The 11735-nt window shown below is 57.6% G+C and carries 8 protein-coding genes and 1 pseudogene; 3 read left to right on the plus strand and 6 right to left on the minus strand.

What is annotated here, in order from left to right; genetic code table 11:
- The first annotated feature begins 214 nt into the window (after window positions 1–214).
- Window positions 215–2131 carry an ATP-dependent zinc metalloprotease FtsH gene (ftsH, locus tag ACVWXE_RS13475; RefSeq protein ID WP_414381381.1) on the plus strand — a complete coding sequence of 639 codons (1917 nt, stop codon included), beginning with the start codon at window positions 215–217 and terminating at the stop codon, window positions 2129–2131.
- Between the two features lie 103 nt (window positions 2132–2234).
- Here ftsH and glgP read toward each other — a convergent pair whose 3' ends face one another.
- From glgP to ACVWXE_RS13490, 3 genes are all read right to left on the minus strand, one after another.
- Window positions 2235–4436, minus strand: coding sequence for an alpha-glucan family phosphorylase (glgP, locus tag ACVWXE_RS13480; protein ID WP_457490556.1), 2202 nt, complete (start codon window positions 4434–4436; stop codon window positions 2235–2237).
- Window positions 4437–4887: 451 nt separating this feature from the next.
- Complete coding sequence (locus tag ACVWXE_RS13485) at window positions 4888–6072, minus strand: SpoIID/LytB domain-containing protein (RefSeq protein WP_457490557.1); 1185 nt, start codon at window positions 6070–6072, stop codon at window positions 4888–4890.
- A 235-nt stretch (window positions 6073–6307) separates the two neighbouring features.
- Entirely contained in the window at window positions 6308–6814 is a 507-nt protein-coding gene (locus ACVWXE_RS13490; RefSeq protein WP_457490558.1) for a nucleoside deaminase, read from the minus strand.
- A 210-nt stretch (window positions 6815–7024) separates the two neighbouring features.
- Between ACVWXE_RS13490 and ACVWXE_RS13495 the strand changes: the two genes are divergently transcribed.
- Together ACVWXE_RS13495 and ACVWXE_RS13500 are read left to right on the plus strand one after the other, a co-directional pair.
- Window positions 7025–8266, plus strand: coding sequence for an HhoA/HhoB/HtrA family serine endopeptidase (locus ACVWXE_RS13495; protein WP_457490559.1), 1242 nt, complete (start codon window positions 7025–7027; stop codon window positions 8264–8266).
- 67 nt (window positions 8267–8333) lie between these two features.
- Entirely contained in the window at window positions 8334–9938 is a 1605-nt protein-coding gene (locus ACVWXE_RS13500) for a serine/threonine-protein kinase (protein WP_457490560.1), read from the plus strand.
- 35 nt (window positions 9939–9973) lie between these two features.
- On the opposite strand, the gene ACVWXE_RS13505 is transcribed toward ACVWXE_RS13500, so the two are convergent.
- The 3 genes and pseudogenes from ACVWXE_RS13505 to ACVWXE_RS13515 form a co-directional block, all read right to left on the minus strand.
- Complete coding sequence (locus ACVWXE_RS13505; RefSeq protein ID WP_414331053.1) at window positions 9974–10315, minus strand: hypothetical protein; 342 nt, start codon at window positions 10313–10315, stop codon at window positions 9974–9976.
- Window positions 10293–11093, minus strand: coding sequence for a hypothetical protein (locus ACVWXE_RS13510; protein WP_041436241.1), 801 nt, complete (start codon window positions 11091–11093; stop codon window positions 10293–10295). The genes ACVWXE_RS13505 and ACVWXE_RS13510 overlap by 23 nt, the downstream gene beginning before the upstream one ends.
- 389 nt (window positions 11094–11482) lie before the next feature.
- Window positions 11483–11635: pseudogene (locus ACVWXE_RS13515) on the minus strand (NAD(P)/FAD-dependent oxidoreductase); the annotation flags it as partial.
- Window positions 11636–11735 lie beyond the last annotated feature (100 nt).

Here is an 11735-nt window from a genome sequence, read left to right on the forward strand (position 1 = left end):
TTCGGGCCTGTTTTGTTCTCTGGTAGAGCAGAGCAGGCTCAGGGCTACTGAAAGCCCGCTCCGTACCGCTTAGCGGTCGGAGCCGGGTAGTTTACTCAGGTTAATATTAATTAACAGTCTGTTGCTGCAAGAACCCACTCGACCCCAGATTGTTACCCACAAGTCGCCATCTGCGAGTTCGATTCAAAAACACCCTTTGGGAGGAAACACTTCCGTGAGTCAGAAAGGTAAAAACAAGAAATGGAGAAGCGCGGGGTTATATGCGCTACTGGCCATCGTCTTGATCTCTTTAGCCACCACCTTCTTGGGTACCCGCCCGGCTGAGCGTTTGGAGATCAGCTACTCCGACCTAATCAGCCGCGTCGAACGGGGCGAGGTCAGCAAAGTTTTGGTGGAGACGGCCCCGGATGGTCGCCAGGTTGCCATCGCCGAGGCAGAAATCAACAACCGCGCCACCCAAGTGCAGGTGAATCTGCCCCCCCTTACCCCTGAGTTTGAGAACACCCTGGTTGCCAACGGGGTGGAGCTGGCGGTACGCCCTGTTCAAGAGGAGGGGCTACTTGGGCGCATTCTCAGCACCTTCTTCCTGCCGGTTTTGCTCTTGCTGGGGCTCTTTTTCCTGCTGCGGCGGGCTCAAAATGGCCCAGGCAGCCAAGCTCTCAACTTCGGCAAATCCAGGGCACGGGTGCAGATGGAGCCGAAAACCCAAATTACCTTCAACGATGTGGCCGGCATCGATCAGGCCAAGCTGGAGCTGGCAGAAGTGGTGGATTTCCTGAAAAATTCAGAGCGCTTCACCGCTTTGGGAGCCAAGATTCCCCGCGGGGTATTGCTGGTGGGCCCGCCCGGCACAGGTAAGACCCTGTTGGCCCGCGCCGTAGCCGGAGAGGCGGGTGTGCCCTTTTTCTCCATTTCCGGCTCCGAGTTTGTGGAGATGTTTGTCGGGGTGGGGGCCTCGCGGGTACGGGACCTGTTCGAGCAAGCCAAGCAAAATGCTCCCTGCATCGTCTTCATCGACGAAATTGATGCGGTCGGTCGCCAGCGGGGAGCTGGCTTGGGAGGTGGCAACGACGAACGGGAGCAGACCCTGAACCAGTTGCTCACCGAGATGGACGGTTTTGAGGGCAACTCCGGCATCATCGTCATTGCGGCCACCAACCGACCGGATGTGCTGGATGCAGCGCTGCTACGGCCTGGCCGGTTCGATCGCCAAGTTACGGTGGATCGCCCCGATTTTCAGGGCCGGCTAGAAATCCTCAAGGTGCATGCCCGCGGCAAAACCCTGTCTGCCGATGTGGATCTGGAGAAGTTGGCCCGCCGTACTCCTGGGTTTACCGGTGCCGATTTGGCCAACCTCCTGAACGAAGCAGCCATTCTGGCAGCCCGCCGCAACCTCACCGAGATCTCCATGGACGAGATCAACGACGCGGTGGATCGGGTGTTGGCCGGCCCAGAGAAGAAGGATCGGCTGATGAGCGAGCGGCGCAAGGAGTTGGTGGCCTACCACGAGGCGGGCCATGCCCTGGTGGGATCCCTCTTGCCCAACTACGATCCCATCCAAAAAGTGACGATCATCCCCCGGGGACAAGCAGGTGGTCTCACTTGGTTCATGCCCAGCGATGACGACATGGGGCTCACCACCCGTGCCCATCTGAAGAACATGATGACCGTTGCCTTGGGTGGGCGCGTGGCCGAAGAAGTGGTCTATGGAGAGTCGGAGATCACCACAGGGGCAGCCAGTGACCTGCAGCAGGTGGCCCGCATCGCCCGCAACATGGTGACCCGCTTTGGCATGAGCGACCGACTGGGCAATGTGGCCCTGGGCCGCCAATACGCCAACATTTTCCTGGGCCGGGAGATCGCCGCAGAACGGGATTTCTCGGAGGAAACAGCGGCCCTCATTGACGAAGAGGTGCGGCGGCTGGTGAACGAGGCCTACCAACGGGCCACCTACTTGATTCGGGAAAACCGTGCCCTCTTGGATCGGATCGCCCGTCGTTTGGTGGAGGCCGAAACCATCGATGGGGAAGAGCTGCAGGCCATCATCGACAACTCTGAGGTGGTGATGTTGCCCCCCGAAGAGGAGCCAGAACCGCTGACTCTGCCTATGGCCGTCAACGCCAGCGCCTAGTCTCTTTTCCCCAAGCGCAAACCCGGGATCCCCGCTTTTCCTCATTGAGGAGGGGGGATCCCAATGTTTTGTATGATTTGCGCTGGGAGAGGGGGAGTCCACCCTAGCCGGCAACAGCCGAACCCAACAAAGTCCGGCTCGCCTCTGCTTCCAGGGGCTGAGGCTCGTAGATTTTCAGCACGTACTCCGCTACCATGCGGTCGGTGTTGAAAACGGGGTTGAGGGTGCGGATCGCCTCCTTCATGCGGGCAATCCAACGACGTGGGATCCCTTTCTCATCCCGGTCGTAGAACATGGGGATTACTTCATACTCCAACAAATCGTAGAGGGAGTTGGCGTCCAAGTCGTCTTGGGCAGCGGGATCCAGACCTTCGATTTCTTGGCCAATAGCCCAGCCATTGCGACCGTTGTAACCTTCGGGCCACCACCCATCCAGCACCGACAAATTCAATCCCCCGCTGAAGCCCACCTTTTGTCCTGAGGTGCCGGAGGCCTCCAGAGGGCGTCGCGGGTTGTTCAGCCACACATCGACCCCCTGCACCAAATTGCGAGCGACATAGGCATCGTAGTTTTCGATGAAGGCGACCCGGTTGGCCACCTCAGGCCGGTTGGACCATTCCACCACCCGCTGAATCAGGCGCTTGCCCCCTTCGTCCCGGGGATGGGCCTTGCCGGCAAAGATAATTTGCACAGGGTACTCTTTGTTGGTGAAGATGCGGGTAATTCGCTCCAGATTTCGCAGGATCAAATCTCCTCGCTTGTAGGTGCTGAAGCGACGGGCAAACCCAATCGTCAAGACCTTGGGATCCAGCAACTGGTTGACCGCTTGGATGCGCTCATTGCTTTCGCCGCGATTGCGCCGGGCCCGCAACACCCGGTGACGGGTAAAAGACACCAGCCGCTCCCGCAGAGCCTCTTTGCGCCGCCACAGTTCTTCATCTGGGATCTCTTCCACCTTGGCCCACAGTTCCGGGTCTGACACCCGCTCCGGCCAATCGGGGCCCAAGTACTGGTCGTAGAGGTTCCAAAAAAGAGGGGAAACCCAGGTACGGGCGTGAACCCCATTGGTAATGGAGCTGATGGGCACCTCATCCACCGATCGCTCGGGGTAGAGCACATGCCACATTTCGCGAGAAACCCGTCCGTGGAGCTTGCTTACGCCATTGGCTGCCCGCGCGTACCGCAAAGCCAGCACCGTCATGTTAAAGTGCTCCCAGGGATCCCCGGTGCGCCGAGCTCCCAAGGCCAAAAATTGTTCCCGCGTCAGGCCCAGTTGAGGCCAGAAGGAGGCAAAGAACGCATCCATCTCATTGGGGCTAAAGGCATCGTGGCCAGCCGGCACCGGTGTATGGGTAGTAAACACACATTTTTCCCGCACCTTGGCCTCCGCCGTCTCGAAGGGGGTGCCCCGCGCCACCTCCTCCCGCAGCAACTCCAGCGTTAGGAAAGCAGCGTGCCCTTCATTCATGTGATAGACCATGGGATCCAAACCCAACTGGCGCAGCAGACGCACCCCACCGATGCCTAGAATGCACTCTTGGGCGATGCGGGTATCGGTGCTGCCCCCGTAGAGGTGGGCGGTAATCCAGCGGTCGATGGGGTCGTTCTCCGGCAGGTCGGTGTCCAGCAGAAAGAGCGGCACCCGGCCCACGTCTGCTCGCCAGGCACGCGCCTTCACCAACCGCTGCCGCATCGCCACTTCCACCAACAGAGGGCTGCCATCCGGCTGACGCACCAAAGTCAACGGCAGAGACTCAAACTCAGAGTCTTCATAAAGCTCTCCCTGCCAGCCATTGTTGTCCAGGCGCTGCTGGAAATAGCCCTGACGGTAGAGCAATCCGACGGCCACCAGGGGCACCCCCAAATCTGAAGCCGACTTGAGGTGATCGGCAGCCAACATACCCAGCCCGCCAGAGTAGGTGGGCAAAGACTCGTGCAAGCCGTATTCGGCACAGAAATAGGCGATGGGACGCTGCCAGTCGTAGGTTTTCATGGTGCGCTTGGCCCAGGTATCCTCAGCCGCCATGTACTGCCGATAGGACTGCACCATCCGGTTCAACGTGTTGAGGTAGTTCACATCGGTGGCCAAGGCTGCCAACCGCAAGTAGGAAACCTCCTCCAGCATGCGCACCGGGTTGTGGGAGGTTTTTTCCCACAGGGCGGGATCCATTTCCCGGAAAATGGTGAGGTGATCCGGGTTCCAGGTCCACCAATAGTTACGGGCGATCTCGCACAGGGGCGTGAGCGCTTCCGGCAGCACCGGACAACGTTCGGGAAAAGCAGGAGCTAAGGTGGCAATGGACATAGGACAGATACCTGGGGTTAAAGTTATGGGCTCGAAAAAGAAGAGGTAGAGGTCGATCTTGGTAAACGTATCTCAATTATTATTGAGCCGATCCTGAGGATTCTGAGGGGGGAATTCAAGATCTCTACAAAATCTTCAGGGGACGTAACCCAAATTTTCCAGGGCTTCTCCCGATCTTGCCACAGCAGCGCGGAGCCTTCAAAAACAGGGGTCGCAGGCAGGCCAGCTTTCGATTCCGGCAGAAGCTGCCCGTCTAGAAGCTGCCCGTCTATCGTAAGAGATGGTGCAACATTAGAGTTAACTCAAAGTTAACAAAATCTACAGAACCCCAACGAACCCTTGGGAAACCCCTCCGGTTCAATTAAAATGCTGCTTTCCATAAGCTCTTAAAAACTGCAGCTACTTTTGCTACCAATCGATTATTTTGTTGGCTTCTCTTTGAAGTTGAGCCTTAACGTCCTTCCACCACTGCCAGACTGGTGTTGCGGTAGTAGTGGCTGAGGATCTGTTGGTAAGAGTAGTTTTGGCTGGCCAGGGCGGCAGCTCCCCACTGGCTCATGCCCACCCCGTGCCCGTAGCCCCGCCCATGAATCTCAAAGAAAGCTGGGAATGTCCCTGCCACAGGAGCCAGGCTGGCCGTAGTGGTGGCCTCCCCGCGCGGGCTAATGGCAATCTTTGTGCTGCGCAACCCTAGAGCCCGACGAAAATCGCCGGCATTGAGATCTTTGATCCCTTGGGATCCCGTCAAGCGCACCGTGATTGCCCGTCCCCACGGGGAGCTGCGCAGTACCTCCACAGAACGAATGGCACCGATCCCGGCAGCCAATTGCTGAATCTGTTGGGCAGGAACGGTGGCCGTCCAGCTAAACACGGGTGAGTGGTGATCGAAATCGGGCACCCCCTGTAAGTAGGGCCGCGACTCTAACCAGACGTTGCCTGCATCATCCGTATGTCCCCCCGCAGAGGAGTGGAAAACCGCATTGATCAACTGCCCCTGGTAGATGAGAACCTGCCCGGCGGTCTCACGGGCAGCCGCTTGGGTACGGCTGGATTCGGCAGCCACTCCCTTGTAAACCTGCCAATCAATCCCGTTTCCTAAGTCAAAAGGCTGCTGGGAACGGCGACTGCGGTGGTAGAGGGCATAGGTGCGGGAGGCCACGGCTTGGGCTTTAAGAGCCTCCATGGGAAAACGGTGTCCCATCTCGCTGCCCACTACGCTGGAAACGTAGTCCTCCAAGCCAACTTGGTTGATGGCAATTACCCCGCGCTCGCCGGGGATCAACTCCACCAAGCCACGGTACCAATTCTGGTCGATAAACACTAACCCATCGGAGGTGGTGGGCTGTAGGTAAAGACGTTCTCCCTGTTGGCCGGCCAAACTGACTGCTGAACCCGAACGGCTGGCCTGCAGCGGTTGCATGGCCTGCACCTCTGCCAGCGGCTGTCCCTGGGCATTCAATAGGCGGGCTCCGGTAGAGCTGCCGACGGTGACCTGGGGCTTGTTGACGGCAATACCTACCCGCAGCAGCACCCGTGCCTGCACCGGAAAAGTTAAGCACAGCCAAGCCCAAACCAGAAGGGCAATACCTCTAATCGAGGCTGATGGCGGAGGAGAGAAGGAGAGGGTAATAGTCACACACCAATCCTCTGGGAAAGAGTATCACAGCCGGCGAGTGATCCCGGACAAGTCGGGTTCTCAGAATCTGGACATAACCAACCTCAACACCTCAGGCAGCCACCGCCCCTCGGACAGCCTTTTTTGGGGCTGGTGCAGGACGCGAGTGAGGACCAGCCGAACCCGATATGACAGTATCAAAAACCTCTGGCGGATGCACGACCCCAGCCCGTTCTTTTTGCCCCCAATTTCTTCCTCAGGTTGTGCGCGGGATCCCGCGCCGGTGGCAAAACCACTGCTGCAATAGGCGGCGACACTCGGCCTCGCAGACTCCGCCGATGACCTCCGGGCAATGGAAGCTGGCGGCAGAAGCTGGCAAATTGAGCACGCTGCGCAGTGCTCCGGCCTTGGGATCATCGGCGCCGTAGATTACCTGGGCCAGCCGCGATTGGCTGATTGCCCCCGCACACATGGGGCAGGGCTCCAGGGTCACATACAGCCGACAGCCCTGCAGCTGCCAATCGCCCAAGCGCTGCCCTGCCTGCCGTAGGGCCAGAATCTCCGCATGGGCCGTGGGATCCCGATCCCGTTCCCGCCGGTTACTGCTCAGGGCCAACAGCTCTTCCCCTGGCCCGACCACCAGAGCTGCCACCGGAACCTCTCCGGCTTCTCCCGCTTGCTCAGCTTCTCGCAAGGCCAACTGCATCCAGGCGCGGTGGCGCTGCCACAGATCCCACCCTTGCGGCTCGGAGGAATGGAGCATACTCGGATCCCCGATCATTTTGGGCATTTCGAGCACTGCCTCTGTCCGCAAGATTTGCTAGGGTAAGCACACATACCCCGAACATCCAAAAGTAAAGAGTAGGAATAGATAGAATAGACCAGGAGTGAACTGGGTCTTGATGGCGTAAGTCGGGGGAGCGGGTTCACGCCTTTTGAGTCTTGGCGATACGGCTTAGCTTTGGGAGGGAGCATGGCGCGGATTCTACGGCACACACTTTTGGCGATGGCTCTGTTTGGTGGAGGCGTCGCGGGTGGGGTCTGGCTATCGTCTCGATCGGGGCAGGAGTGGTTACAGCAAACTCCCCTGATCACTTGGACGCAACGGGCCGGTGAGGGAGTGGGATCCCTTTTGCCCTGGTCTGAGCCCCACCCTGAGGCTGCGAATTCTGCTCCTCCCGCCGATGCCGTCCGGCCTTCTAATTTTATTGCCGCCGTTGCCCAAAAGGTCGGCCCAGCGGTGGTGCGCATCGATGCCACCCGCACCGTGTCGAGGGGGGTCAACCCAGAACTGTTCAACCAGCCCCCGTTTCGCCGCTTCTTTGGAAATCAAATACCGCAGTTGCCGCAGGAGTTTCGGCAAGAAGGCACCGGATCGGGGTTTATCATCGACGCCAGTGGCCTGATCCTCACCAACGCCCATGTGGTGGAAGGCAGCGAGCGGGTCAGGGTTCACCTGCTGGATGGGCGCACCTTTGAAGGGGAGGTGAAGGGCTCAGACCCGGTTACCGATATCGCGGTGATCAAGATTGAGGGGGAGAATCTGCCCACGGTTACCCTGGGTAACTCTGACTTGGTGCGACCAGGGGATTGGGCCATCGCCATTGGCAACCCGCTGGGCCTAGACAATACCGTGACTGCCGGGATCATCAGCGCCGTCGGGCGCTCCTCCGGGCAAATTGGGGCTGTCAACAAGCGGGTGACTTTCCTGCAAACGGATGCGGCCATTAACCCCGGCAACTCGGGTGGCCCACTGCTGGATGCGGAAGGCCGCGTGATTGGGGTGAATACGGCCATCTTCCAGCGAGCTCAGAGCGTCGGCTTTTCCATCCCCATCAACCGCGCCATGGACATTGCCGAGCAACTGATCCGTGACGGTCGGGTAGAGCACGCCTTCTTGGGCATTCGCATGATCACCCTCAACCCTGACATTGTGGCGCGCCTCAACCGCGACCCCGCTCGTCCCACCACGCTGACAGTGGAAGAAGGGGTCTTGATCGGGCAGGTGATTTCGGGATCCCCGGCTGAGGAGATTGGCTTGCGGGAGGGGGATGTGATCACTGAAATCAATGGGCAGGCCATCCGCGATGCCGAGCAGGTGCAGCAGTTGGTGGAAGCCGCTGGGGTGGGCAATACGCTGACGCTGCGGGTCATCCGCGATGGACAGGCACGCACCTTCCAGGTGAAAACTGGAGTGCTGCCCTCGGACTTCTAGGGGGCTCCATAGGCCAGCAACTCTCTGATCCCTGTGACAGAATGGCAGTAGGGGCAGGGATCCAGATATGGCTTGGGCAGTTGGTGAACAATTGCAAGGGGGACGCTACCGCATCGAGGCCGTTTTGGGGGAGGGGGGCTTCGGCATCACCTACCGGGCCTGGGATAGCGTTCGTGCCGACCAGGTGGTTATCAAAGTTTTGAACGACAGCCTTCGTGAGGATCCCGACTATCCCCGCTTCCAGCAGAACTTCATGAACGAGGCGCTGCAACTGGCCCGCTGCCACCATCCCCATGTGGTGAAGGTGGAAGAAGTGATCTGGGAGCAGGAGCGCTGGTGTATTGTGATGGAGTACATCCGCGGCCAGACTCTGCACCAGCTTCTGCGGCAAAAAGGGCCGTTGCCCCTGCCGGAAGCCCTGCGCCTGACGCGGGAGGTGGGATCTGCCCTGATGGCCTTGCACGAACAGGGGATCCTGCATCGGGATGTGAAGCCATCCAACATCATGGTGCGGGAGGGATCCGGGCAGGCAGTTTTGATCGACTTTGGCCTAGCTCGCGGCTACACCCAAGGTCTGATCCAACGCCACACCTCCTACGGCACCGATGGCTATGCTCCTCTAGAGCAATACGACAGCTTGCGCCGCCGCGGCGCCTTCACCGATGTCTACGCCTTGGCAGCAACCCTCTACACGGCGCTGACGGGGATGGTGCCTATGTGTGCGCCAGTGCGGGCCACAGGCCGCCAGTTGGATACCCCTCGCAGCCTTAACCCCAACATTCCCGAGGTTGTGGAGGCTGCCATTCTCAAAGGGATGGCTCTCCACCCAGAAGAGCGCCCGCAAACCATGGCCGAATGGTTGGCACTGTTGCCGGCAGAAGCCTCTCAAGAAGAGAGAAAGCGGGTTGCTTTTGAGCCGGCCATCCACACCCAAGAGCTGAGGGAGCTGGAGCAGATCTTGGCCCAGCCTCCAGAACCCCAAGACGAGCTGGAACAGCTCCTGTCCCGGCACTCGGCGGAAGAGCTAGAGCAACTGGTGGCACCTCCCACCCCTGCCACTGCCAAAAAAGCTGGAAGAGAAGAGGGATCCGGATCCCTGATTTTTCCTGATGTCTGTCCAGAGGAGAGAGGGAAGGGGGGATCCCTGCCCGGAACTCTCTCTTGGCCAGAGTGGGTGGGGGAAGCAGCCCCTGCCTTGCAAGGTCTGTGGGATCGGCTGCGAGCGGGGCAGTGGGGGGAGGCGGATCGCTGGACGACAGCCCTGATGCTGAAGCTTGCTGGGCGCTCGCAAGTGGGCTTTTTTGATCCCAAGGATGTTCAGGCCTTCCCCTGCCCCATGCTGCGGCTGATTGACCAACTGTGGGTGCGGGCCAGCCATGGGCGCTTTGGCTTTAGCGTTCAAAAGCAACTGTGGCAAGGATGCGACCCCGGAGGAACCTCAATAGGCAGATCGCGATCCTTCTCCGCCTTGCCCCGCGAAGAGTGTATGGGGGAAGCCGTGGGTTGGCGGATCCAAGGTCGCTGGCTGGGGTACGGCGAGCTCAAAACCAGCCTGGATGCACCGCCAGGACATCTGCCTGTCGGCTTTTTTTGGGGCTACTCGGGTGGCTTGCGCTCGGCGCTGCTGACGCTGGATCGAGTGGTGCTGAAAAAGCTAAAAGCCTGTTTCTAAAAAACCTGGCTTGAAATGACTAAAATGGGTAGCCATCAATTCTTGAAAGGGGAGATGCTCTTTTCTTGTGGGTTTTCGCGAATAGCTAGACCCAAGTGAATCAATGCCGTCTCAACGGTATTGACCTGCTCTGCTAAAGTTTTCCACCCTCTTGCCTTTAAGCCATAACATTTGCCAAAGTAAGCTCGAGCTGCTGCAAAGGAAGCAAAGGTTTTTTTAAGAGTCGCTACGGTCCAGGGCTTGGCATTCAGCCGCAGCCAATTTCGTTGACCTTGCTGCTGTTGCTCGGTGATGAGTTGGTCTGTCAAGCTAACAAGCTCAGCATAGTTGCGCCGCGAGGTCGCGATTGCCGTTTCAAGACTCTCGATGAGACCCATGGTTGTTCTCCTGAGGCAACTTCCCTTGATAAGACTCCTGTTCTTTCTCCTGAAGCAACTTTCTAGAACCGGCAGAGAGCAAGTTGGTTTCAAAAACAGACTTGATGTTGTTCAGGTAACTTTGCAATAAGCTCTTAACCCATAGGATGGGAATTTGGTTTACCGCATTCTGAAGCTGGTCGAAGAGATGCTTGAGCTGCTTCAGAGCTACGATAGCATGACCGAGAACTTCTTGCGCTTGAAGCTGCTCTTCCACAAGCTCTCTCATTCTGTTGGCTAGCCGCTGATTCTCAAGTTCTTTCTCGGTGAGCAAACTAAGAGCTGCTTCCTCAGTCTCGACTATTTTAAATTCAAGTTTTTGGTTCTGCTCTTCCAGAAACTCAATCTGCTTAGTTAGTAAATCCGCCTCAACCCTAAAGCTAACACCTCTATTCGCTGGAAAGCTAATAAGTAGGTCGCTGTACTCTTGCTCTTGAAGCTGCAGCTCTCTGAGTACAGGCTCTGCTAGTTCGGATAAGACTTTGTGAGCTAATCCTACTTTCAAAGTATCTCCGCCGCCGTGTCCGGGAATAGGAATTCTTAAATCACCCCGAACAGCCTGCGTGCTATGTCTGGCACGTCGCTGAACAATTTCCCAGCCCCACTCTTTTGCTTGACGCAAAATATCCCGTTTTCGCCAATTCCTTGGAGCCTGAATAATGGCTTGGATATTTCTCTGCTGCTCTATAATTTCATTTCGCCTCTTGATGAGATACCCTAGCTCTTCTTCGTCGGACATATGATAACATCCTTAGATGAGACTTTCACACTTAGCCTATCCGGTCTTTACGGAGACTAGGGGAAAGTTATGCGGCAAAGCCTTACATCTCAAAAAACATTGATACTAAGAAATATTTTGTAGCTTTGTCCGCGATCTTCCTCAGTAATTCCCAGGACAATCTAGAGGCAGTCAGACTTGGTTCTGCTTGCGAAAAAGGGTGAGTGGCTGGGGTTGGGGAGCTTACAGCCGGCTTGGAAGGGCCAAAAATCACCTGCCGGTGGGCTGTTCCGCGAATACTCAGGCGGCCTGCGCACGGCGCTGCCGATGCTGAAAAGGCTAAAAGCCTGCCTCTAAAAAAACTCCCCTCTCCCAGAGGAGAGGGGTCAGGGGCGAGGGATCCAAGAGCCTTAGTAGCGATGCACCAACTTGTTGATGGGCTTGAAGATGTCTGCCTCAAACTTTTTGCCCTTGAGCATGCGGTTCCAATAGAGCCAGGGTAATAGATGCACCTTGGCTAGGTACATGGAGTAGCGCTCCCGCGTTGGGTCCAGGGGGAAGGAGGGAGCTAGGTCGTGTTGATCTTATGTTAGGATAGAGAGAACAATTTATAGAGGAAAGAGGATGAAGTTGGTTTTTTTAGATGAAAACAAATGGCAGAAG

Source organism: Thermostichus sp. MS-CIW-41 (assembly GCF_054058915.1).

Coding starts and splice junctions, on each gene's coding strand:
- glgP (WP_457490556.1), bottom strand. CDS start 4,436: ATGTCCATTGCCACCTTAGCTCCTGCTTTTCCCGAACGTTGTCCGGTG.
- ACVWXE_RS13490 (WP_457490558.1), bottom strand. CDS start 6,814: ATGCTCCATTCCTCCGAGCCGCAAGGGTGGGATCTGTGGCAGCGCCAC.
- ACVWXE_RS13495 (WP_457490559.1), top strand. CDS start 7,025: ATGGCGCGGATTCTACGGCACACACTTTTGGCGATGGCTCTGTTTGGT.
- ACVWXE_RS13500 (WP_457490560.1), top strand. CDS start 8,334: ATGGCTTGGGCAGTTGGTGAACAATTGCAAGGGGGACGCTACCGCATC.
- ACVWXE_RS13505 (WP_414331053.1), bottom strand. CDS start 10,315: ATGGGTCTCATCGAGAGTCTTGAAACGGCAATCGCGACCTCGCGGCGC.
- ACVWXE_RS13510 (WP_041436241.1), bottom strand. CDS start 11,093: ATGTCCGACGAAGAAGAGCTAGGGTATCTCATCAAGAGGCGAAATGAA.